The organism is Bacillus sp. FSL H8-0545 (assembly GCF_038006105.1).
GTDB classification, from domain to species: domain Bacteria; phylum Bacillota; class Bacilli; order Bacillales; family Bacillaceae_G; genus Bacillus_A; species Bacillus_A cereus_U.
The window spans coordinates 4,830,199-4,855,181 of sequence record NZ_JBBOUO010000001.1; the positions used below are offsets into that span (position 1 = coordinate 4,830,199).

Genomic DNA, 24,983 nt, shown 5'->3' on the forward strand with positions numbered 1-24,983 from the left:
ATACCACTACAATAATGTGAATTCGACAATTTTTGATATGAAATAATGCATAATATATATAAAATTCGGCAAATTCCTCATACAATTCATCTCACATACACAATACAAGATTAGGAGTGTTATAGATGAATTATAGAAAACTTGCTAGTGCTTTCGTTACATTCGGTCTTCTTTGTCCTTTATCAACAGAAGCTATTCACGCTCAAGAATTAGATAAAAATGAAGTGAAAGTTGAAATTGCTCAGCCTGGTTTAACAATCGGAAAATTAACACAACCTCAAAACGATACAAAAGAGAATATTGCTAAAAAGTATTTAAAAGGTGAGGTAAATGGAGCTAAAGCTCAACAAGAGCAAGTTACTACTGAAAAGAATGTCGATTTTCAACCTACAAATACAGAAACAAAAGAAAATCAAACCGAATTACGCCTTGCACAAACATACAAAAACTATAAAGTATATGGTCAAGATCTCATTGTAAAAGTAGATAAAAATGGAGTAATTACAACTGTTAGTGGTAAAGTTGCCCAAAATTTAGACCAACAACTTAATCTTACTATAACAAATTTTTTGTCGAAAAATGAAGTAAAATCTAAATTACGCAATATACTTCAAATTCCAAGTGATGCGACAGAAACAGAATTTTCTAGCGAAACGGTAGTTTATACGAAAAAAGATGGGCACTATACATACGCAACGGTCCTTACATTTACTTATGAAAACAATGAACAAGTTATAAACGGAAATGCAATCATGGACTTACAAACTGGTGAAGTACTTTTCCAAGAAAAGTTTATTAAAAATAAAGAGAATAAAACTATTAATCAAGTAACAGCACCTAAACTATCACCAGCGAAAGAACAAGGAACTGGGAAAAATGCGCTACAAGAAAATATATTATTTAATATCGCAAAAGGTACTGACGGAAAATTTTATTTAGCTGATTTATCCCGTGGAAATGGTATTTATATTTATAACGCAGACTATGCTGACTCTCTTGGTGGCAATAGCCAAGCCGGTTATCCAGGGACACTTATTTCAAGTAACACTTCGAACTTTGCAGATAAAGAAGCAGCTGGTGTTATGAAAAACATGAGTAATATTTACGACTATTTTAAGAAAGAACATAATCTAAAAAGTTACGATAATAAAGATTCAAAAGTTGTTGCTAGCGTCCACGGATTTGATTCTACTGAAGTTAGTGATGGTGTAAAAGAAAACTATGTAAATGCGTTTTGGCATCCAGGTTGGAATCAAATGGTCTTTGGTGACGGGCTAAATGGAAAATTAACCTCTGCTCTTGACGTAACAGCCCATGAATTTGGACATGCTGTATTTAGTGGTACGACGAAAAATAAAATTGTGCGATATCCAAGTGCTGAAACATCTGCGCTAAATGAAGGTTTAGCAGATTTTTGGGGTACACAAATAGAATATTACGTAAAGAAAGATAAAGGAAATTGGATTATGGGTGATACGTTAGGTGGTCTAACAATTCGTGACATCCCAGGGGAAATTGGTGACGGCGGCAACAAACTATATACAAACTTACAAGATTTCTATAATGATGGAAATAATCAAGAATCTCATGTGAATTCCGGAATCATTAGCCATGTATTATATCAATTAGCTGAAGGTAAAACGTATAACGGTATATCTGTTCAAAGACAAGGAAATGAAAAAGTAAGTAAAGTTGTTATGCGTGCATTGCAAAACTACGCAACTTCAGCAGAAGATTTTGAATCACTTCAATCTCACATTGTACAAGCTGCAAAAGACTTATATGGTAATACGACAGCAACAGAATTCGAAAAGGCTTTCCAAGCACATGGATATAAAGCACTAGCAAAAATTAATAAAGTAGTAGAAGTACAACAAGGAAAATAAGAAAAAAAGAAGTTTACCGACTATAGGTAAACTTCTTTTTATATCCATCCCTTTTCTTCCGCAATTGTAATTGCCTCAATTCTATTTTTCGCGTCGAGCTTCGTTAACACTTCGGAAATATAATTACGTACTGTACCCGGTGAAAGATAAAGTGTTTTCGCAATTTCATTTGCCGTCTTTCCTTCTTTAGCAAGTAACAATACTTCTTTTTCACGATCTGATAATGGATTTTGCTCCTGCCATAAACCAAACATTAAATCTTGAGAAACCTCTCGTTTTCCCTTCATTACATTACGAATTGCTGCGGCTAAATCTTCACTCGGGCTATCTTTTAACAAATATCCGTGCACACCAGCTTTCATCGCCCTTTCAAAATACCCTGGCCTTGCAAATGTTGTTAAAATCATTACTTTGCATAATGATTTTTCTTTCTTTAAAGTTTCAGCAACATCCAATCCACTTTGAATCGGCATTTCAATATCCATAATACTTATATCCGGCTTTAACGATTCAATTAATTTTAACGCCTCTTCCCCGTTCGCAGCTTGCCCAATCACTTCCATATCATCTTCTAAATCAAGTAGGGCTCCTAATGCACCACGAAGCATCCGTTGATCTTCCGCAATAATAATTCGAATCATGCCCTCACCTCATCTTTTCCCGTTCTAATTACAATTGGAACCTTCACTGTTAACAGCGTCCCCGGATTAATCGTATCTAGCTCCACTAGACCGTCAATTAAGGCAATTCGTTCCTTTATACCACGAATGCCGTTTCCATCATGATTTTGCTCCTCTAAACCGACGCCATTATCTTCTACTTTTAAAATCAATTCACCTTGTGATTCTAATATAGAAACAATGCACACTGTCGCCTTACTATGCTTCACTACATTCGTAACTGCCTCACGTAAACACATACCTAAAATATTTTGCTCGATTGGCGATAACGAACTAGAATTAGCCTCCTGCTTTACTTCCAATTCAATATTGGCTGCTTGCAAAATCGCTTTTATTTGCTCAAGCTCTTCTTCTACTGTAATCATACGCATATCAGAAATTAATTCTCTCAGCTGTTTTAAAGCGGTACGAGATGTTTGTGTAATTTCCTTCGCTTCCATACTTGCCCGCTCCGGATTTTTCACAATTAACTTCTCCACGAGCTGACTTTTCAAAGTAATAAGAGATAATGTGTGTCCTAACGTGTCATGAAGATCTCTTGCAATTCGCTGACGTTCTTCACGTTTTACTAAATCTTTAATTTGTTCGTTTGCTTCGTTTAATTGATTCCTTAATACCTTTTTTTGATTAAAATTACGCATTCCAAATGGTGTAAGGAGCATTAAAATAAACATTGGAACTATATTCACTAAACTTGTAGTTGTTAGTTGATTAAAGTTTACAAATGTAAAAGCTCCCAGCATTACAATTAACAGGCCCCACAACAATCGAAATACTTTTTTACTTGGTGCAAATCCCATCGCACTTGCCGTAAAAAATCCAAAGAAAATCATAAAAGGATTATAAAATACAGCAAATAAAAAGGTTAGTAACATTTGAATACATGCCCATAAAATGAACGTCTTTTGAACGAAATAAAGTTGACGGTATGTGACAATGAAAACTATCAACATACCGATGCCAATTACAAGCTTCCATCCTGATACTTGTGTTAAATTATAAATTGGAAATAGCAGATACACGAGCCACATATATGGGAAGAATCCCATATATTTTGGAAAAATCTCAATCCTCTTCTTCTCTATCATTTATACCGCTTCCTGTCTTTTTCTTATATATATTGATACTACAACAAATATAAGGAAATAACCTCCTAGTACCGCGATATTTTCCCATCCAATTGATTTTCCAGCTACAATATCCCATGCCCCGCTACCAAAATGATATGTTGGTGTCCATTCTCCAATAGTTCTTAATACTTTTGGGAATACTTCAATTGGCATCCATAATCCGCCAACTACAGCTAAGCTCATATTTAAAATATTAGCCAGGCCAGCAGCTGCATCCGCCTTTTTGATTGAACCTATTACTGTTCCGAGTGCTAAAAATGGTGTCACGCCTAATAATAACCATAATCCGGCACCAATCCATTGACCTACTGTTAACTCGACATTATTAATTAATATTCCTGCCATAAAAATAACTAAGATTGAAAAAGCATTCACTACTGTTTGAGCAATAATCTTTGCTGCTAAATATGCTCCCTCTGGAAGTGGTGTGATTTTTAAAAGATGTGTCCATCCTTGCCCTTTTTCCTGAGAAAGTCTCACACCGAAACTAAAAAGTGCAGTCCCTACAATACTGAAAGTCGCCATTGAAATTAAATAATGAGCTTTCCAAGCATCTCCGTTTTGTGGGACTTGAATAACATTTGTGAAAATATAGTAAAACATAACTGGCATTAATAATGAGAAAAAGATAAATAATTTATTACGGAACGTACGCAAAACCTCTATTTTACATTGCATCCATAGTGCTCTCATGCGATTTCCCCCTTCTGATTTGCGACAAACTGTTCAAATGCTTCGTCGAGACTTCCACGTTCAACTGAAATATCTGTTACAGGTAAGTTCTTTTGATAAATTGCTTGTAACGTGGCATCAGTATCCTCCGTTGTTAAAATAATCCGCCCCTCATTTGACTGTACTCCTGTTACATTCGGCAATTCCTTTAGCAAGCCCATAGGGATACTTTCTTTCGAATAAAACGAAATCGTTTTTCGAGAAATCGTCGCTTTCATTTCATCTGGCGTACCATCTGCGATAATCTTTCCGTTCGCAAATAATAAAATCCGATCCGCTAAAGCATCTGCCTCTTCTAAATAGTGCGTCGTTAAAATAATCGTTTTCCCTTCACTTGCTAACTTTCTAATCGTTTCCCAAAATGTTTTTCGAGACGTAATATCCATTCCAACTGTCGGCTCATCTAAAAATAACAACTCTGGATTTCCTGCAAGTGCCAGTGCAAAATTTAACCTTCTCTTTTGGCCACCCGATAATTTCTCACATCTTTGCTTTCGCTCTGATTCTAAATTTGATAACTGAAGTAATGTTTCTTTCGCTACTGGATTCGTATAATAACTACGGAATAACTCGATTGCTTCTTCTACCGTGATACTATCAATCACACTTACTTCTTGTAGCATCGCACCGAGGCTATTACGAACATCTCTGTGCTTCGGACTCTTTCCAAATATAGAGACATTCCCCTCTGTCGGATCTTTTAATCCGAGCATCATTGAAATTGTCGTTGTTTTCCCCGCACCATTTGGACCGAGTAATGCTACTATTTGCCCTTTATTTACATGAAATGAAACGTTATTTACTGCTTTTTTATGTTTAAATGTTTTAGAAACACCATTTACTTCAATAATCTTTTCCATCTCTCCACCCCCGCCGTTTCTTATATTTACATTGTATTCCTTGGAAAAGTTAGGAAACAGTATGATGCGTCATGACATCAATATGACAATTGTCATGTATTCTCTATGAGCAGAATCACCCCGCATACCGCACGCAAGTAGCAGGAGCAAAATAAACATGATACAATCGGATAAGATATCTATTCGAGGAAGGACAGTGGTTTTCATGATTATTCGTAATGAACAAGATTTAGAAGGTTTACGAAAAATCGGCCGCATCGTTGCACTTGCACGCGAAGAAATGAAAAAGCAAGCGAAGCCAGGTATGACAACGAAAGAGCTAGATTTAATTGGTAAAAAGGTATTAGATGAGCACGGTGCTATGTCAGCACCTGAAAAAGAATATAAATTCCCAGGTGTAACTTGCATTAGTGTGAACGAAGAAGTTGCTCACGGTATTCCAGGAAATCGCGTATTAAAAGAAGGCGATTTAGTAAACGTAGACGTATCAGCAGCACTTGACGGTTATTATGCTGATACGGGTATTTCATTTGTTCTTGGTGAAGACGAAGAAAAAGAAAAGCTTTGCCAAGCAGCAGTAGACTCATTTTGGGAAGCAATGAAAAAGGTAAAAGCTGGATCAAAACAAAATCAAATTGGTCGTGCTGTTTCTAACTTTGCACATAAAAGTGGATATAACGTAATCCAAAACTTAACTGGTCACGGTATTGGTCTTAGCTTACACGAAGCTCCAAACCACATTTTAAGCTACTATGATCCAATGGATAATGCGCTTCTAAAAGACGGCCTTGTTATCGCTGTAGAACCATTTATCTCTATGAAAGCTGATCATATTATTGAGCGCGGTGATGATGGTTGGACATTCGTTACACCAGATAAAAGCCTTGTTGCACAATGTGAACATACAGTTGTTGTAACACGCGGTGAACCGATTATTTTAACAGAAATATAATAAAAAAACAGCCGTTTTGTAGATTCCTGCTACTGAAACGGCTGTTTTTTTATTATTTTTATGCATGTAAAAGCTTATATAAATAAAAAGGTGGTGCATCAAAGCATCACCTTTTTAACGGGGTGAGGCTGTCCAAAAGTACAGAAAACTCTTGAACAGCCTCGTATTTTCATATGGATGCCTTACATATATCACTGATGATAATTATGAAATGCGGAAACATAGTTACCATCACATGATTCAAACAAAAGAAAAGAAACCCTATAACGGATCTCTTTTCCCTACATAATCTAAAGTTTGGGTACACTAGATTCATGCAATGTAGGAGCCTTCAGAACAGAAAGCGATCCTTCATTTAAAATGATAGCATACATATATCCGCTAAAAATATGCAAATATGCATATGGCGTTTTTATATTTCTCAACATACATTTATTGAAAATTCATACATATAAAGGTAAAATAAAGTCGTTATCCGTCTTCTTTTGTCAGTCAGAGAGAATAGAAGAATGGGAGAGGAAAAAATGAGAAAATTACTGAAACAAAAAATAGTAAGCTCCTTGCTTGCTGTATCACTCGCCGTTAGCTTAGCTCCAATCGGACAAGCAAAAGCTGATTCCACGTCAGAAATTACACAGACTCCACCTATTACAAAACAAGTTGATGCAAACCGCGCCATCGAGCATATCCGTTTCTTATCCGAAACAATCGGTCCCCGTCCAGGTGGTACAAAATCAGAAGAATGGGCTTCTCGCTATGTTGGTATGAAACTTAAATCATTGGGATATGAAGTAGAGTATCAGCCCTTTCAAGTGCCGGATCAATACGTTGGATTTATCGAATCACCATTAGGGACAAAGCGTAATTGGCAAGCTGGTGCTGCTCCAAGTGCACTAATTTCTACAGAGGCTGTTACAGCTCCGCTTATCTTTGTTCAAGGTGGTACAAAATTGGACGATATTCCAAATGAGGTAAACGGAAAGATTGTTTTATTCGAAAGAGGTGCAACAGTAGCAGATTATAATAAACAAGTTGAAAATGCTGTTAGTAAAGGGGCAAAAGGTGTTCTTTTATACAGCTTAATTGGAGGTCGTGGAAACTACGGACAAACTTTCAATCCTCGCTTAACTAAAAAGCAGTCTATCCCTGTCTTTGGTCTTGCTTATGCTCAAGGAAATGCATTTAAAGAAGAAATCGCTAAAAAAGAGACAACAATGCTTTCCCTAAAAGCGAGACATGAATCTAATTTAACATCTCTAAATGTCATCGCAAAAAAGAAACCAAAAAATAGTACAGGTAATGAAAAAGCTGTCGTTGTAAGTTCACACTATGATAGTGTCGTTGGAGCACCTGGGGCAAATGATAATGCTTCTGGTACAGGATTAGTATTAGAATTAGCTCGTGCTTTTCAAAATGTAGAAACTGATAAAGAAATTCGTTTTATTGCTTTTGGTTCTGAGGAAACTGGCTTACTTGGCTCTGATTATTATGTTAATAGTCTGTCCCAAAAGGAACGCGATCGAATTTTAGGTGTCTTTAACGCAGACATGGTTGCAACAAATTATGATAAAGCAAAGAATTTATATGCTATGACCCCTGATGGTTCAACAAACCTTGTAACAGATGCTGCCTTACAAGCAGGTAAACAATTAAATAATGATCTCGTTCTTCAAGGAAAATTTGGCTCTAGTGATCACGTACCATTTGCTGAAGTGGGTATTCCTTCTGCACTATTTATTTGGATGGGCGTCGATAGTTGGAATCCATTAATCTATCATATCGAAAAGGTATATCACACGCCTCAAGATAACGTATTTGAGAACATTTCACCAGAACGTATGAAAATGGCATTAGAAGTCATTGGAACTAGTGTTTATAATAGTCTTCAACCTACTGTGAAAACAGGACAAAAAGCTGCTTAATACTATTTCAAGCCACCGATTAATCGGTGGCTGTTTATTGAGAAAAAATAAATATGCATAAAAGCATATTTATTACATGGTATTATCGCGCATAATTAAAATCGTAATATATAAATAAAAACACATTTATTACATAGCATTATCATGTAGAATAAAAATTGTAATAATATTGATTACATCTAATAAAGAGGTTTTTCAATTATAAAAAAATTATTCTTGCAGTTGTGTGAACTTTAACTTGAATTTCAGGAATTAATGCTTTTATTCCTGAAATAAACGTTGCAGCAGCTACTCAAGAACAAAGCTTTCCAAAATACTATTTCTAAATTAGCCATAAAAATGGCTATGCATTCATCTAAAACTTAATGGAACATGGTCATTGACCTTAAATTACATGAGATAGGACACCACATTCTAATCTTATGATAATAGACTTCTTAAAAGCAGCTTTATTATCGCTTTAGAGCCGCTTATCTCTATGAAAGCTGACCATATTATTGGGTCACTGATTAAGTCCAACTTGAAACTGTTCTCTTTTTTCTATAAAAAAACCCTTCAGGTTGCATTCTTCCCTTCACTTTATCGTGAAGTTTTTGAATACTTACCTAAAGGGCGTAATATCAATAGTAATTTTTCAACTTGTCTGCTACTCAGATTACGGTTTAATCAATAATCTAAAGCTTTTTTATTATTTTATTCGCTGACGAGCAAATAGAATTCCACCTAAAAGGAACAATACCATACCGCCAAGAATTGAAATCATTTCTGCTGATGTTCCTCCTGTGTTAGGAAGTAATGTTGGCTTATCATTTTCTGTAGTAGGTGGAACTTTTGAATCGCTATTTTTGTCTGTATTTGTGTTTGGATCCGTACTTGGATCTTTTGGATCTGTGCTTGGATCTTTTGGATCTGTACTTGGATCTTTTGGATCTGTGCTTGGATCTTTTGGATCTGTGCTTGGATCTTTTGGATCTGTGCTTGGATCTTTTGGATCTGTGCTTGGATCTTTTGGATCTACACCTGGTTCGTCCTTGATTTTTGTATTCGTGATGTCATAACCATTTACTTCGGATTTGTATCCCGCTACTGGTTGTTCTTTCACTTCATATTTGTACGCCTTACCTTCAGCATCATATGCTGCTAAATCTTTAAACGCATATTTCCAATCACTTGCTGTACTCACTTCTTGTGTTGCGATTACTTGGCCATTTTGTAGTAAGTCTACTTTAATCATTGAAGGACGTTCTTTCGCATTATCGTCTTTCCACGTTTTCGTTCCTTCTACTTTTGTTTGACCAACCTTTGTATTCGTGATGTCATAACCATGTACTTCTGTTTGATATCCGTCTACTGCTTGTTCTTTCACTTCATACTTGTATGCTTTTCCGTCTGCATCATATGCTGCTAAATCTTTAAATTCATATTTCCAGCCTGTTGCTTTGCTTACTTCTTGCGTCGCAATCACTTTACCGTTTTGTAGTAAGTCTACTTTAATTGCTTTCGGACGTTCTTTCGCATTATCGTCTTTCCACATTTTTGTTCCTTCTACTTTTGTTTGGCTTACTTTTGTATTCGTGATGTCATATCCTTTGACTTCGGATTGATATCCATCTACTGGTTGCTCTTTCACTTCATACTTATATGCTTTTCCTTCAGCATCATATGCCGCTAAATCTGTAAACGCATATTTCCATTCGCTTGCTGCGCTCACTTCTTGTGTTGCGATTACTTGGCCATTTTGTAGTAAGTCTACTTTAATCATTGAAGGACGTTCTGATGAATTATCGTCTTTCCATGTCTTCGTTCCTTCTACTTTTGTTTGGCCTACTTTTGTATTTGTGATGTCATTACCTTTGACTTTTGATTGATATCCGTCTACTGCTTGTTCTTTTACTTCATACTTGTAAGCTACACCATTCTCATCATATGCTGCTAAATCTTTAAACGCATATTTCCATTCGCTTGCTGCGCTCACTTCTTGTGTTGCGATTACTTGGCCATTTTGTAGTAAGTCTACTTTGATCATATTCGGACGATCTTTCGCATTATCGTCTTTCCATGTCTTCGTTCCTTCTACTTTTGTTTGGCCTATTTTTGTATTTGTGATGTCATTACCGTTTACCTCAGATTTGTATCCGTCTACCGGTTGTTCTTTCACTTTATACTCGTAAGCTACACCGTTTGCATCGTATGCTTGTAGGTTTTCAAATGTGTACTTCCAATTTGTTGCTGCTGTTAATTCTTTTGTGTCTACTACTTTACCATTTTGTAGTAAGTCTACTTTAATCATATTCGGACGATCTTTCGCATTATCGTCTTTCCACGTTTTTGTTCCTTCTACTTTTGTTTGACCTACTTTTGTATTTGTAATGTCATAACCTTTTACTTTGGATTGATATCCATCTACTGCTTGTTCTTTTACTTCATACTTATATGCCTTACCTTCGGCATCGTATGCCGCTAAATCTTTGAATTCATATTTCCAGCCTGTCACTTCTGTTACTTCTTGTGTTGCGACTACTTGGCCATTTTGTAGTAAGTCTACTTTAATCATCGTCGGACGATCTTTCGCATTATCGTCTTTCCACGTTTTCGTTCCTTCTACTTTTGTTTGCCCAACTTTAGTATTCGTGATGTCATAACCATGTACTTCTGTTTGATATCCGTCTACCGCTTGTTCTTTTACTTCATACTTGTATGCTACTCCGTTTGCATCGTATGCTTGGAGGTTTTCAAATGTGTACTTCCAATTTGTTGCTTTGCTTACTTCTTTTGTGTCTACTACTTTACCATTTTGTAGTAACTCTACTTTAATCATTGTTGGACGATCTTTCGCATTATCGTCTTTCCATGTTTTCGTTCCTTCTACTTTCGTCTTGCTTACTTTTGTATTCGTAATGTCATAACCTTTTACTTCGGATTGATATCCGTCTACTGGTTGTTCTTTTACTTCATACTTATATGCCTTACCTTCGGCATCGTATGCCACTAAATCTGTAAACGCATATTTCCATTCGCTTGCTGCGCTTACTTCTTTTGTATCGATTACCTGGCCATTTTGTAGTAGGTCAACTTTGATTGTTTCTGGACGTCCTTCACCATTTCCGTCCTTCCATACCTTCGTTCCTTCTACTTTTGTTTGACCAACCTTTGTATTCGTGATGTCATTACCTTTCACTTCTGTTTGATATCCGTTTACTGCTTGTTCTTTTACTTCATACTTGTACACTACTCCATTTGCATCATAGACTGCTAGGTTGTCAAATTTGTATTTCCAACCATCTGCCGCTGTTACTTCTTTCGTTTCTATTACTTTTTCATTTTGTAGTAAGTCTACTTTGATCATTGTCGGACGATCTGTTGCGTTATCGTCTTTCCATGTCTTTGTTCCTTCTACTTTTGTTTGCGCTACTTTTGTATTTGTAATGTCATAACCTTTTACTTCTGTTTGATATCCATCTATCGGTTGTTCTTTCACTTCATACTTGTACGCTACTCCATTTGCATCATAGACTGCTAGGTTGTCAAATTTGTATTTCCAACCATCTGCCGCTGTTACTTCTTTCGTGTCTACTACTTTCTCATTTTGTAGTAAGTCTACTTTGATTGAACTTGGACGATCTTTCTCGTTATCGCCTTTCCATGTTTTCGTTCCTTCTACCTTTGTTGTTTGTACCACTTTTGTATTTGTAATGTCATAACCTTTTACTTCTGTTGTGTATCCATCTATCGGTTGTTCTTTCACTTCATACTTGTATGCTTTTCCATTTTCATCGTATACAACTAAATCTTTGAATTCATATTTCCAATTGTTTGCTGCTGTTACTTCTTTTGTTTGAATCACTGTTCCATTTTGGTATAAGTCGACTTTGATCTTTTCTGGACGACCTGCTCCGTCTCCATCCTTCCAAGTCTTCGTCCCTGAAACAGATGTGGTTTTTACTTTATTTGGAATATCCAATTCGACTCCATTTTCATCATCTGATTTTATTTCAAACCATACTTTTTTCTCAGGATCGAAATCAATATAGTCTGGAGCTGAAACCTCTTGTACATAATATTTACCTGGTGATAATTGAGGCGTTTCAACTATCCCTTTTTCATTTGTTTTATATTCGCCCCCAACTTGTTCACCAGACTCTTTATACAACTTAAACGAAACATTCGGAATTACTTTTTCTTTATTTCCTTCAATATGTTTAACAATTTTCAGCTTTCCTTTTGGAACCTTGTTACCAGTAGCACCACCACCAGCTGTCATATTTTCGACTGGATGAGTACCTGATTCAGTAACTGGTTCTTTGTTTAGAACTTGGTAATCAATCGTATAATCATTCTTAAAAAACTCTTGCTTCTTCCCAGCTTCCGTTATAGTAGATGTATAACCAATCGTAAAGGCAGCAAGACGTGCTTTATCCTTATTAAGCACAACTTTAAATGATCTGTCTCCAGTGAAGGTAATCGTTCCGTAACCTTGCTTTTCAAACTCTTGTAGCGTTAACGATCGACGACCTAGATAATCATCTACACTTATATAGAAACTATCCTTATTAAGTGTTTGACCTTCCTGTAAATTATCAGTCACAACAATATCACGACTTAACTCTTCTTTATTTAAATTTATATTCAAGAACCAACGTACTTCGTTGTCCTTACCTGAGTTCATATCACCAGTTTTATAAAAAAACGGTGGCTTTCCAGGATCTGTGCCACCACCACTACTTGGACCGGTAATTGTTACAGACTGCTTATCTACAGTTGTACCGAAATTGGTTTCAATCTCTTTCTTTTGATCCGTTCCTACATTAGTAGCTTCCACGAAAAAGTTTAAATACCCTTGAATATTTTCATATGTATCCACTTTATCATTAAATGTACATACCACAGTACCTGCTGTAACTTTACAAGTACCATAGTCATTTAATAGAAACTCGCTATTTAATCCTTTTAATTCTGGAGGCAGTGTTAATGTTAGTGTGTCTCCAGGCTTCAGCATAAGTCCATCTTTTTCACTGAAGTTTACAGTTACTTTAGTCCGTTCTGTGGTACTTAGATTTGTTTTACCAATCTGAAAACTATCCACAAGTCCTGCTGTGTTTAGCTCTTGTGCATTTGCTACTATAGGTAGCAAACTCTGACCTATAGTAAACATGAAAATCATTATAATCGAAAAAATCGAAGTAACTCTTTTTAAATACATATTTTATGTTATCCTCCTATAAAATTAAAAATAGATAGATCCTGGTACAAGCATACTATGACAAAGATTCTACCATTCAATGTCATTAAGCCACTTTACTAAAATGTGTTTGATAGCTATTATCATCTTTTTCTCTTTTTTCAACCCTTCTATTATTTAGAAACTTGAAGTTTGACTCTTATATAGATTCATCTAATTTCTCCGACATTTTATTTCTGGCCTGTACCGTTTAACAAAAACAGATACAGGACAAATTTTGATAAAGAAATTCAAATTACAAGTACACATGAACGGACCTCAGAATAACTTCAAAGCTAGAAGAAGACAATTTGAAAAGCAATCACGATAAAGCTCATGACAGCCATTGTCGTCTTATTATGCTGTGAAATTTTAGAAATTTCTTCAAATCCAATGCAAACGTTCGCTCTATAAATGCAAAAATTTCATTGCTGGCAAGTATGAACGAGCTACTTCACAGTAACTATGCATTTGGTCAACTTCCTTACTTATCCTCCTAAAGAATAACAAGAAGTACCATCTATAATCGAAATTAGCATATCAGCCGAGGAAAGTTACAACTGTGAAACATCTTTTAGAATACTCGTATTCTAAAAGATGTTATTGAAGATGCGTTTTCTGCCATTATAAGTTGAGGTGGAATTGGCCATATGTTAAAACGTTTTGTGTTTAGTTACACAACCGACCTACACACCGAAACAAGTAGAACAAGAAGCGTTCCACCGCCAGCAGTATATAATTAAAAACGCTCTGGATGAAGTATTGTTTGCCTATGCAAGATGATAGTCATATTCTCCAAATTTGAATACAGTGGACCGAATTTGGGGGTAACTAAAAAAGAGTATGATTGTCAACTGATTTCATGTAAATCGCATAGAAATACGAAATTCAGCCTTTTCATTTTTGGAGTATATAAATGAGTGTCGAGAAAAAAACTTTGCCTAATGGGTTCCATGGCTATGTCGAAGAATTAAAATGAGCTTATATATGATGATAATATCAAAACCGAGAGATTTATATCCTTTCATTATTTTTTATCAAATCATGAAAACTTTAATTGTACTATATGTACTATCTTAAACATACCCCCCTAGTTTCTTGACTAAGCTGGAAGTTTTCAAGATTAATTACTAATTGGTTAGATGAATTGTTATTTTAGTATTTGGCATAGCTGTAACAATGTTTTTTACAACAATCACACCATTTCCTAGTAACATTCCACCAACTAATAATACATATATGGATTTTTGATAATTTTACCCCCAACAGTCTATTATTCTAGAATCGTTCCTAAAAATCAATAGTTAATTGGTATTTTACTATTTTCACTTCATCACCATAACATATCTTTGTCACATGTATTTATATTAGAAAACTGACACAGAAAAAGAGACAGCTCTGCCATCTCTTTTTCTGTGTCAGTTTCCCCTCATCAAGACGTACGTGAGGTTCTCCCCCATACGTCTTTTCGTTGATCTTCTTTCTTTGACATCTAATCAGTTTATAGACTGATTAGATGTCTTTATATCAACTTGTATATCACTTCTAAACAAAAATAAGTATCTTTTCTTTTGTCTACTACATTTTTTCTGGTGCAGATACTCCTACGATTGCTAATGCATTTTGAAGTGTAGTGCGTACTGCCTTCATTAATTCGTAACGAGCTTTACTTAATTCTAAGTTATCTTGGTTTAATACTTTTTCTGCATTGTAGAAGCTGTGTAATGCTGCTGCTAATTCAAATGCATAGCTTGTAATGCGGTGTGGCAGACGTTTTTGCGCTGCATCCGCAACTACAGCTGGGAATTCACCAAGTTTTTTCAATAACTCTACTTCTTTCTCAGAAGTAACAAGTTTGTAATTCACGTCTCCGCCTGTAGCTAATCCTAACTCTTCACCTTGACGAAGGATACTGCATACACGAGCATGTGCATATTGTGCATAGTATACTGGGTTTTCATTAGATTTTGATACAGCTAAGTCCATATCGAAGTCTAAATGAGAATCACCGCTACGCATTGCGAAGAAGTATCGCATCGCGTCCACGCCTACTTCTTCCATAAGCTCACGAAGTGTAACTGCTTTACCTGTACGCTTACTCATTTTCATTTTTTCACCATTTTGGTACAGTTGTACCATTTGGATGATTTCTACTTCAAGTGTTTCTTTATCGTAACCTAGCGCTTGAATAGCAGCTTTCATACGAGGAATGTAACCGTGGTGGTCAGCACCCCAAATGTTGATTAGCTTATCGAAACCACGCTCTAATTTATCACTGTGGTAAGCGATATCTGGCGTTAAGTATGTGTAAGAACCGTCATTTTTAATTAATACACGGTTTTTGTCGTCACCGTAAGTCATTGAACGGAACCAAGTTGCTCCGCCTTCTTCAAAGATTTCGTCACGCTCTTTTAATACAGCAAGAGCCTGATCAATTTTTCCGTTTTTGTATAATGATGTTTCTGAGAACCATACATCAAAGTTAACACGGAAGCTTCCCAAGTCTTTTTGAAGTTTTGCTAACTCATATTTCAAACCGTATGAACGATAGAATTCATAGCTTTCCTCTGCATCAGCTTTTGCATAACGATCACCAAATTCTTCAGCTAAACGTTTACCGATTCCAATGATGTCCGCACCATGGTAACCGTCTTCTGGCATTTCTTTCTCTAATCCTAAAGCTTGCATGTAACGAGCTTCAACAGAAAGAGCTAAGTTATGAATTTGGTTACCAGCATCATTAATGTAGTACTCACGAGATACATCATATCCTGCTTTTGCTAATACGTTACATAAAGTGTCACCTACTGCCGCACCACGTGCATGTCCTAAGTGAAGGTCGCCTGTTGGATTCGCAGATACGAACTCAATTTGTACTTTTTCACCTTTACCAGTATTCGTTTCACCGTATGCTTCACCAGCGTTGACGATTGTTGGGATTAAGTCTGTTAAGTAGCTATTATCCATGTAGAAGTTAATGAAACCAGGACCAGCGATTTCAATTTTTTCAATAGAAGCTTTTGCTTTATCGAAGTTTGCAACTAATTCTTCTGCAATCATACGAGGTGCTTTTTTCACAACGCGTGCAAGTTGCATTGCCATATTTGTAGAGAAGTCACCATTTGTTTTATCTTTTGGCGATTCTAATACAACGTTTGGAAGTTGTTCTTCTGTCGCTAATTCTGCCTTTAATACAGCAGCCTGGATTTCTTCTTTAATCAATCCTTTTACTTGTTCTAAAGAATTCATTATTTTGCCTCCTTCAAATTAATTGTAATTGTATATCTGCCAGCTTCTTGTTCACTTAGAAGCAATGCGTACGTTAAGAAGAGTTGTCCTTTTTTCTTTTCATCCGACCATTTAAAAAGAACGTTATCAGTTTTCGTTTGCAATGCAAACGTACCAAGTTCACTCGTATACGTACCAGTTGTCCATTCACCTTTCACATGCGTCTGACGCATAGAAATAGCACCTGAACGCATAATGAGGACTTGTTCATCTTGAATTTTAATAATTGTTTTCACTTCGCCTTGTTCGTTCGGCTCTTGGAATGTTATATATGTACCTTGACCTTTTACATAGTATTGACCATTTGCTTCAAAAGCAACGGCTTCCTTTCTCGCCCCTTCACGGATTTCTGTTACGAAATGAACGTGTACCGGCAAGCCTGCAAGTTGTTTCTTCACGTCTTGCACACCCTTCAAATGTTATAGATATTAAATACTACTTATAATAAATCACTTTTTCTATCATATCAAAAAAAGACTCTGTCTGTCTGCTGAAAAATCAGGAAAACTCCTTTTCAAAAAATAATTCACCTTCACTTTATTTCATATGTTAAAATATTTTTTAAATCTAAATATTCTTTCATTTAAAGGGGTGAATTTGGTGCTACCAACAAAATTAAAAAAAGGTGATGAAATAAGGGTTATTTCACCATCTTGTAGTTTAAGTATTGTCTCAAATACGAACCGAGAGCTTGCCACAAAAAGATTAACCGATATGGGCTTTCACGTTACATTCTCAAAAAATGCTGAAGAAATAGATCGCTTTTCTTCATCCTCTATTGCTTCACGAGTTCAAGATCTTCATGAAGCATTTAGAGATCCTAATGTAAAAGCAATTTTGACGACACTTGGCGGATACAACTCTAACGGTTTATTGAAACATCTCGATTATGATTTAATTCGAGAAAATCCGAAGTTTTTCTGCGGTTATTCTGATATTACCGCTTTAACTAACGCGATTTATGCTAAAACAGGCTTAGTTACATATTCAGGTCCTCACTTCTCTTCATTTGGAATGGAGAAAGGCCTCGATTATACGACCGATTACTTTTTAAAATGCTTAACTTCTAATGAGCCTATTGAAATATTTCCGGCTGAAACATGGAGCGATGATTCTTGGTATATTGATCAGGAAAATCGAGAATTTATTAAAAATGAAGGATATGTTTCAATTCAAGAAGGAGAAACTACAGGAGATATTATTGGTGGTAATATGAGCACATTTAATTTACTACAAGGTACGCCATATATGCCTAACTTACAGGACAAAATTTTATTTCTTGAAGAAGATAGTTTAACAGAAAAAGCTACCCTTAAAACTTTTGATCGATATTTACATTCTCTTATGCAGCAACCTAACTTTGAACATGTAAAAGGCATTGTTATAGGAAGAATGCAAAAAGGAGCAGAATGTGCGATAGCAGACATTCAAGAAATGATTGCTTCAAAGATAGAACTTAAACATATACCTATCATTGCAAATGCTAGTTTTGGGCATACAACTCCTATTTTCACTTTTCCCATTGGCGGAAGAGCAACAATCACTTCTAATACAAAGAGCACATCTATTACAATTTTAACGAATTAAAAAAGGAGCGATTTGTTCGCTCCTTTTAAACTTTTTCTATTTTTTGTAATGCCTTTTGCGGGATTGATTCTTTCGGGATTTCAGCCCATCCTTTTCCTTGCATACCCTTTGCATAAATTTTTATAAAATCACCTGTATGCAATTCACGGTTCACTATTCTTTTAATAATTTGTAGCTTTCCGTCTTCCGTATACCCTTTAAATGTATACAAATATTCATCATCTTTTTTCTCACCTTTATCTATAACTGCATAATAATCTTGTATTTCTTTATTTGAAAAGAAGTTGTCTACAAAAGCATGTACCCCTTCTGTTTTTGTGTTTAAATAATATGCTGTTCCCCCTAAAATAATGGCGAACACAGCTAAAACTTTAATGACCAATTTCATAAATGCGCCTCCTGTTTGCACTTCTTTCTCACTAACCGTATGTCTATACCTGTATTATACGAAAAAAATCATACTATACTCCATCGAAATGTCTTACACTTCCCTTACATTATTGTAAGACTTTTTCACCTTACAGCAATTTCCGGGCAAAAAGTTTTTCCGTTTAACAAACTTTTATATTATTATTGAATGATACGAATTTTTATTACAAAAATCAAAGGAGACAGTTCTCAAATGGCTATCTTGCAAGGTTTAGCACTATTACTTGTTGTACTCTGTCTATTTACACTTTTTAGTTACCGTGCTCCTTACGGAATGAAAGCAATGGGTGCTTTAGCTAATGCAGCAATCGCGAGTTTTCTTATTGAGGCATTTCACCGTTATATCGGTGGAGAAATGTTTCATAATGACTTTTTACAATCAGTAGGAGAAGCATCTGGTAGTATGAGCGGTGTCGCCGCGGCAATTTTAGTAGCATTAGCAATCGGTGTTTCACCCGTATACGCTGTTTTAATCGGTATAGCTACTAGTGGGTTCGGTATTTTACCAGGATTTTTCGCTGGATACGTTTGTGCTTTCGTCGTGAAATTTCTCGAAAAGAAATTACCAGCTGGTGTAGAATTTTTAGCAATTCTATTTATTGCCGCACCAATTTCACGTGGAATGGCCATGCTTATGGATCCACTCGTTAACGCAACACTCGGTAAAATCGGTTCTATGATTTCAGTTGCAACTACAGAAAGTCCTATCATTATGGGTATTATGCTTGGTGGATTAATCACAGTTATTTCTACATCTCCATTAAGTTCTATGGCACTAACTGCAATGCTTGGATTAACTGGTTTACCAATGGCAATTGGTAGTCTTGCCGTAGCAGCTTCTGCCCCAATGAACTTCATTTTCTTTAAACGACTAAAAATCTGTTCAAAGAAAGATACAATCGCTGTGGCAATCGAGCCGTTAACACAAGCCGATGTTGTCTCAGCAAACCCAATTCCTATCTATATGACAAACTTTGTTGGCGGTGCGCTTGCCGGTATTATTACGTCGCTATTCCAGCTCGTTAATAATGCACCAGGGACAGCATCACCAATTCCAGGACTTCTCGTGTTGTTCGGATTTAATGATGTAATAAAAGTAACGATTGCTGCCGTATTATGTGGAATCGTTACCACAATTGTTGGATACGTTGGTTCCATTGTGTTCCGCAAATATCCAATCCGTTCTGCTGATGAAATTCGCGGAATTACTTCGGAAGAGAACGTGGCATAAGAAAAAGAGCTATTCTCATCGTTTGAGAATAGCTCTTTTTTGATGTCGCGTGGCGGTAAGTGAAATTATATCAGCGATTTTCCGAATATATCGACCGCAACTTGAATTATATCAGCGATTTTTTAAATATATCGGCGATTCGACAAAGAATATCGACTTACCGACACATAACGACAAAAGTAAAAGCCTCCTAGTCGCCTAGGAGGCTTTTACTTTTGTCCAGCTACAACGGCTAGAATCTCCGGCCATTTCACACTCTCGTTCGAAGCCAAAAGCGCTTCTCGGTCGAGCGTTCCAATGGCCTGCGATTCTGGGCGAGCCGCCTACGCTTTTATTTTATCCAGCTACGCCTTCTAGACCCTTGCGTCTAAGAACCTTCCCTGCCAAAAGGTAAAAAGCACCTTTTGCAGGAAAGAACCTTAGTCACCGGGTCTAAACAGTCGGCTTCACTTTTATTTCACCCAACCGAGCAGCATTTCCCGCACGAATTTGCTTGCTGCGATTGGTGTTTGATCACTATGATCGTAGACTGGAGCTACTTCTACTAAGTCTGCTCCGACTACTTTTATATTTGAATTTGCAATTGCTACGATGGACTCTAATAGTTCTTTAGATGTGATACCTCCAGCTTCTAATGTTCCTGTTCCAGGAGCGTGAGCTGGGTCTAATACGTCAATGTCAATTGTGACATAGACTGGGCGTCCTGCAAGTTTCGGTAATACTTCTTTTAACGGTTCTAATACGTTAAATTTATATAAGTTCATACCTACTTCTTTTGCCCATTCGAATTCTTCCTTCATTCCAGAACGAATACCGAAAGAATATACGTTTTCCGGACCAATTAAATCGCACACTTTACGAATTGGTGTAGAGTGGGATAAAGGCTCTCCCTCATATGACTCACGTAAGTCAGTATGAGCATCCATATGGATGATTGCTAAATCCGGATATTTTTTTGCCATTGCCTTAAAAATTGGCCAAGACACTAAGTGCTCTCCGCCGAGACCTAGTGGAAACTTACCGGCATCTAATAGTTTTGCTACATATTCTTCAATCATGTCTATGCTGCGCTGTGGGTTCCCAAATGGTAATGGAATATCACCCGCATCAAAGTACTTTACCTCTTCTAGTTCACGATCTAAATACGGACTATATTCTTCAAGACCGATTGATACTTCACGAATACGTGCAGGGCCAAAGCGAGATCCTGGACGAAAACTTACTGTCCAATCCATAGGCATCCCATAAATAACCGCCTTTGACTCTTCAAAACTTGGATGACTTTTTATAAATACTTTACCTGAATAAGCTTCATCAAAACGCATACTCTTTTCCTCCTTGTGTGGAACTTAAGGTATCCCAACCTTTCATTATTTCTCAAATTTGGAGCCTATAACTCCTCTTTCTCGATTTACCTGTGCCTTCTTTTTCTTATAAGAAGACTACTTCATTTGTAGCAGTGTAAGTAACTAGCATGTTCAAGCCTTCTAGACAAACACCTTAAATGAGTTACTTACACTTTATTTATTTCAATTTAACGCTCTTACTTAATTAAATCGCCAACAAATTTCGGTAGTGCGAATGCTGCATTGTGTAATTCTTTTGTGTAATATTTCGTTTCGATTTCGTGGAAACGCTCTTCACTTACTTCTAATGGATCATGTTTTTTAGATCCGATCGTGAACGTCCAAAGTCCACTTGGATACGTCGGAATGTTTGCTGTGTATAGACGAGTAATTGGGAAAATCTCTTTTACGTCTTTAAATACAGTTGTAATTAGTTCTGGTGTAAACCAAGGGTTGTCCGTTTGGGCAACGAAAATACCATCTTCTTTTAACGCTTTTGAAATTCCAGCGTAGAAGCCTTTTGTAAATAAGTTTACTGCTGGGCCTACTGGCTCAGTAGAATCTACCATAATTACGTCATATTCGTTTTCGCTTTCTGCGATGTGTAGGAAACCGTCTCCTACTTTTACTTCTACACGTTCATTATCTAATGCACCTGCAATTGATGGTAAGTACTGCTTAGAGTACTCAATTACTTTTCCATCGATTTCAACAAGAGTTGCTTTCTTCACGCTTGGGTGTTTTAACACTTCACGAATAACACCACCATCGCCTCCGCCAACAACTAATACGTTTTCAGGGTTTGGATGTGTAAATAAAGGTACGTGCGCTACCATTTCATGATAAACGAACTCGTCCTTTTCTGTTGTCATAACCATGCCGTCTAAAATAAGCATGTTTCCGAACTCTTCCGTTTCAACCATATCAAGTTTTTGGAATTCTGTTTGCTCCGTATGTAATGTGCGGTTAATACGCGCCGTAATTCCAAAATGCTTTGTTTGTTTTTCAGTGAACCATAGTTCCATCGTACAATCACGCCTTTCGCTGCAAATTTATAATAGGGACATCATTAATGTCCCCTAACAAAAATAAAACAAAACATCCAAAAAGTATAGTTAAAAGTACAAAAATACCGAAAATATATTTTAGTCAGAGGGTTCTAACATATATGCGAAAAAGGTTTGCTCTGTAATAGGAAAGAAAACCCTTTCTTAAGAAAGGGCTTTTGTCTCTATTTCTACCGGTTTACGAATTGGAATTAAGATCATAACGCAACCGACTAACACAACAATTCCACCGACTAAAAACGGGCTTTGCGGCGAAACTGTATGACCGATGACTCCTGATAAAATTGGAGCAATCGCGCCTCCTAACCAACGAACGAAGTTATAAACACCTGATGTAACAGATCTTTCATAAGGTGAAATATCCATTACATAACTTGTAAATAACGCATTGTTTAATCCTGATGCTAATCCAGATAGAACGATTAACACGATTTGTAACCACATAATTTTTACGAAGAATAATGCAATTAAGAAAATCGCAAATACGAGTAAACTACCTTTTAACACTGTTTTCGGCTCATATTTCCCTTCTAGCTTATGTGCTAAAATTGCTGATCCGTAAGCTAGCGCTAATCCCCATCCACAAAATACAAATCCTAATTGAATAGCAGATAAGTGCATAATAAGTGGTGAATAGGCTAAAACAACGAAAAATCCGTAGTAATATAACATCCCTGAAATGGCACCTTGCATAAACGGTTTATACTTCACCAAGTTAAGTAATTCTCCCATGCCTGCTGCTTTACGCTTCACTTTTCGCTCCGGTTCTTTTACAAAAAAGAAAACTAAAATAAATGCTAAGGAAATTAAAATACTCGTCGCAAAAAATGGGTAACGCCAAGAATGTCCACCTAATATTCCGCCTAATAATGGTCCACCTGCCATCCCTAAACCAATGGCTGCTTCATATAGTCCTACTGCTTCATGAACTTCTTTACTTAATGCAATTAATAATGTCATCGCTGTTGCGAAGAACATTGCATTTCCTAATCCCCACCCAGCGCGGAAAAGAGATAATTGAGCAATCGTTTGCGATATACCACATATAAATGCAAATACAGTCACAATCGCAAGACCAATCGTCATCATTCGTTTATCACCAAATCTTGATGCAAATATTCCAGCTGGTAACATCATAATTGCCATCGTTAAAATATATGATGTAAATAACATCTCGACTTGCCAATGCGATGCACCAATTTGTTCAGCAATACTTGGTAAAATTGGGTCGACTACCCCTATACCTGAAAAGGCAAGGAAGGTAGCCACCACTGTAATCAATCTCCCTAATTTTTGTTTGCTCTCCATTTTGATTACTCTCCTTTTGTATTCTCTAAAAATGTAACTGCACGGCTTAAACTATCCTCTAGCTCTGCCTTCACGCGCTGCATTTGCTCCATTTTCTCGTCTAACGTTTGCACTTGTTCTTCAAGCATCTCTTTAATTTCTTGAATCACTTCACGGTCACGCGGATTCTCACTATTTCTTCTTTGTTCCATTCTTTCTTTTAACGATAAGAAATGTTGCATTTCTTGAAGCGTAATTCCTAGCACTTCTTTCGCTTCCACAATCTTTTTAATTCTTGCAATGTCCTCGTCTGTATACAGGCGAATATTCCCTTCACTGCGTTCTGGGGGATGAATTAAACCAATTTCCTCATAATAACGAAGTGTACGCTTTGTTAAACCAACTTGCTTTGTTACTTCATCAATTTTATACATGTGTATTCCTCCCTTCACCGGATTATTACATTTTACGTTAACGTTAACTTTTGTGCAACTATTATACTTTTGTAAATGTTTTCATATGAATTGTATTTTTCTCAAAGCAGTTTCATAATGAAAGAAAAGAGATGATAAGGAGATTTCCAAATGAATAAACCACTTATTTTCGCTCATCGCGGGGTAAAAGGAACACACCCAGAAAATACGATGATTGCCTTCCAAGAGGCTGAACGCATTGGTGCTCACGGAATTGAACTTGATGTTCATCTATCAAAAGATGGTGAACTAGTTGTTATTCATGATGAAACAGTGGACCGTACAACAAATGGCGTGGGACTTGTTTCTGAGAAAACTGTAGAAGAATTACAAGTTTTAGATGCTGGTAGCCATAAAGACCCTTCTTTCCATGAGGCAAAAATCCCAACGTTACGAGAAGTATTTATTTGGCTCTCTACAACAAATTTACAACTTAACATTGAATTAAAAACAGATGTTATTCACTATCCAACTATTGAAGAAAAGGTCGTCGCTCTGGTTCGTGAATATCATCTATCCAATCAAATTGCATTTTCATCATTTAACCACGATTCCGTTTCATTATTAGCAGAAATTGCTCCAGAAATTCCAAGAGCGATTTTGTACGATACACCACTTGCAGATCCTATTGCTGAAGCAAAAAAACGTGGGGCAACTGGATTACATCCAAACTTTCAATTATTAACGAAAGAGTTTGTCCAATTAGCACAGGGGCAAGGATACGTTTTTCGTCCTTACACCATTAATGAATATAAAGATTTACAAACTATGATTGATTACGGCGTAGATGTTATTATTACCGATTGGCCAGCGCGTGCTTTTGAGCTCCTTTCTTAAATGAAGGGGCTCTTTTTATTTTGGAAATTTCATTGTTTAAAATAAACGAAAACCCTCA

The 24,983-nt window shown here is 36.4% G+C and carries 18 protein-coding genes and 1 pseudogene; 7 read left to right on the forward strand and 12 right to left on the reverse strand.

Going from position 1 to position 24,983, the window contains the following annotated elements; genetic code table 11:
- Nucleotides 1-125 precede the first annotated feature (125 nt).
- Nucleotides 126-1,886: a M4 family metallopeptidase gene (locus MHI07_RS25330; RefSeq protein ID WP_340826777.1), complete on the forward strand. Its 1,761-nt coding sequence runs from the start codon at nt 126-128 to the stop codon at nt 1,884-1,886.
- 38 nt (nt 1,887-1,924) lie between these two features.
- Here MHI07_RS25330 and MHI07_RS25335 read toward each other — a convergent pair whose 3' ends face one another.
- From MHI07_RS25335 to MHI07_RS25350, 4 genes are read right to left on the reverse strand one after another with little or no spacing between them, the layout of a single operon-like run.
- Complete coding sequence (locus MHI07_RS25335; RefSeq protein WP_131232876.1) at nt 1,925-2,527, reverse strand: response regulator transcription factor; 603 nt, start codon at nt 2,525-2,527, stop codon at nt 1,925-1,927.
- A complete protein-coding gene (locus tag MHI07_RS25340; RefSeq protein WP_340826779.1) occupies nt 2,524-3,654 on the reverse strand; it encodes a sensor histidine kinase in 1,131 nt (376 codons plus the stop codon). The genes MHI07_RS25335 and MHI07_RS25340 overlap by 4 nt, the downstream gene beginning before the upstream one ends.
- Complete coding sequence (locus tag MHI07_RS25345) at nt 3,655-4,389, reverse strand: ABC transporter permease (RefSeq protein WP_002113090.1); 735 nt, start codon at nt 4,387-4,389, stop codon at nt 3,655-3,657. It abuts the gene before it with no gap.
- Nucleotides 4,386-5,288, reverse strand: a complete 903-nt coding sequence (locus tag MHI07_RS25350) for an ABC transporter ATP-binding protein (protein WP_002198751.1) — start codon at nt 5,286-5,288, stop codon at nt 4,386-4,388. The genes MHI07_RS25345 and MHI07_RS25350 overlap by 4 nt, the downstream gene beginning before the upstream one ends.
- A 157-nt stretch (nt 5,289-5,445) precedes the next feature.
- Here MHI07_RS25350 and map point away from each other — a divergent pair, with 157 nt between their 5' ends.
- The 3 genes and pseudogenes from map to MHI07_RS25365 all read left to right on the forward strand — a co-directional run.
- Entirely contained in the window at nt 5,446-6,240 is a 795-nt protein-coding gene (gene map, locus MHI07_RS25355) for a type I methionyl aminopeptidase (protein ID WP_340826783.1), read from the forward strand.
- Between the two features lie 524 nt (nt 6,241-6,764).
- The gene (locus tag MHI07_RS25360) at nt 6,765-8,162 is read left to right on the forward strand and encodes a M28 family metallopeptidase (RefSeq protein WP_340826785.1); all 1,398 of its coding nucleotides are present in this window, start codon (nt 6,765-6,767) and stop codon (nt 8,160-8,162) included.
- Nucleotides 8,163-8,491: 329 nt separating this feature from the next.
- Nucleotides 8,492-8,661, forward strand: a pseudogene (locus MHI07_RS25365) (type I methionyl aminopeptidase); the annotation flags it as partial.
- A 189-nt stretch (nt 8,662-8,850) separates the two neighbouring features.
- Here the strand turns inward: MHI07_RS25365 and MHI07_RS25370 are convergent.
- The 3 genes from MHI07_RS25370 to MHI07_RS25380 form a co-directional block, all read right to left on the reverse strand.
- A complete protein-coding gene (locus MHI07_RS25370; RefSeq protein WP_340826786.1) occupies nt 8,851-13,362 on the reverse strand; it encodes a Cna B-type domain-containing protein in 4,512 nt (1,503 codons plus the stop codon).
- A 1,596-nt stretch (nt 13,363-14,958) separates the two neighbouring features.
- On the reverse strand, nt 14,959-16,629 hold the full coding sequence (gene argS, locus MHI07_RS25375) for an arginine--tRNA ligase (RefSeq protein WP_340826787.1): 1,671 nt from the start codon (nt 16,627-16,629) through the stop codon (nt 14,959-14,961).
- Nucleotides 16,629-17,066 (reverse strand): DUF1934 domain-containing protein, encoded by a 438-nt coding sequence (locus MHI07_RS25380; RefSeq protein ID WP_002113098.1) that lies wholly within the window; start codon nt 17,064-17,066, stop codon nt 16,629-16,631. The genes argS and MHI07_RS25380 overlap by 1 nt, the downstream gene beginning before the upstream one ends.
- 148 nt (nt 17,067-17,214) lie before the next feature.
- On the opposite strand from MHI07_RS25380, the gene MHI07_RS25385 reads away from it, so the two are divergent.
- Complete coding sequence (locus MHI07_RS25385) at nt 17,215-18,255, forward strand: S66 family peptidase (protein ID WP_340826789.1); 1,041 nt, start codon at nt 17,215-17,217, stop codon at nt 18,253-18,255.
- Between the two features lie 25 nt (nt 18,256-18,280).
- Here MHI07_RS25385 and MHI07_RS25390 read toward each other — a convergent pair whose 3' ends face one another.
- A complete protein-coding gene (locus MHI07_RS25390) occupies nt 18,281-18,643 on the reverse strand; it encodes a YxeA family protein (RefSeq protein ID WP_002113100.1) in 363 nt (120 codons plus the stop codon).
- Nucleotides 18,644-18,877: 234 nt separating this feature from the next.
- Here MHI07_RS25390 and MHI07_RS25395 point away from each other — a divergent pair, with 234 nt between their 5' ends.
- Nucleotides 18,878-19,915: a PTS sugar transporter subunit IIC gene (locus MHI07_RS25395; RefSeq protein ID WP_002159743.1), complete on the forward strand. Its 1,038-nt coding sequence runs from the start codon at nt 18,878-18,880 to the stop codon at nt 19,913-19,915.
- 452 nt (nt 19,916-20,367) lie between these two features.
- Here MHI07_RS25395 and speB read toward each other — a convergent pair whose 3' ends face one another.
- From speB to MHI07_RS25415, 4 genes are all read right to left on the reverse strand, one after another.
- Nucleotides 20,368-21,240, reverse strand: coding sequence for an agmatinase (gene speB, locus MHI07_RS25400; protein ID WP_002159742.1), 873 nt, complete (start codon nt 21,238-21,240; stop codon nt 20,368-20,370).
- A 218-nt stretch (nt 21,241-21,458) separates the two neighbouring features.
- Nucleotides 21,459-22,286 (reverse strand): polyamine aminopropyltransferase, encoded by an 828-nt coding sequence (gene speE / locus MHI07_RS25405; RefSeq protein ID WP_000424696.1) that lies wholly within the window; start codon nt 22,284-22,286, stop codon nt 21,459-21,461.
- A 186-nt stretch (nt 22,287-22,472) separates the two neighbouring features.
- Nucleotides 22,473-23,636 (reverse strand): MFS transporter, encoded by a 1,164-nt coding sequence (locus tag MHI07_RS25410; RefSeq protein ID WP_215580278.1) that lies wholly within the window; start codon nt 23,634-23,636, stop codon nt 22,473-22,475.
- 5 nt (nt 23,637-23,641) lie between these two features.
- Nucleotides 23,642-24,049 carry a MerR family transcriptional regulator gene (locus tag MHI07_RS25415; RefSeq protein ID WP_215572230.1) on the reverse strand — a complete coding sequence of 136 codons (408 nt, stop codon included), beginning with the start codon at nt 24,047-24,049 and terminating at the stop codon, nt 23,642-23,644.
- Between the two features lie 150 nt (nt 24,050-24,199).
- Here MHI07_RS25415 and MHI07_RS25420 point away from each other — a divergent pair, with 150 nt between their 5' ends.
- Nucleotides 24,200-24,925, forward strand: a complete 726-nt coding sequence (locus tag MHI07_RS25420) for a glycerophosphodiester phosphodiesterase (RefSeq protein WP_016106744.1) — start codon at nt 24,200-24,202, stop codon at nt 24,923-24,925.
- Nucleotides 24,926-24,983: the final 58 nt, after the last annotated feature.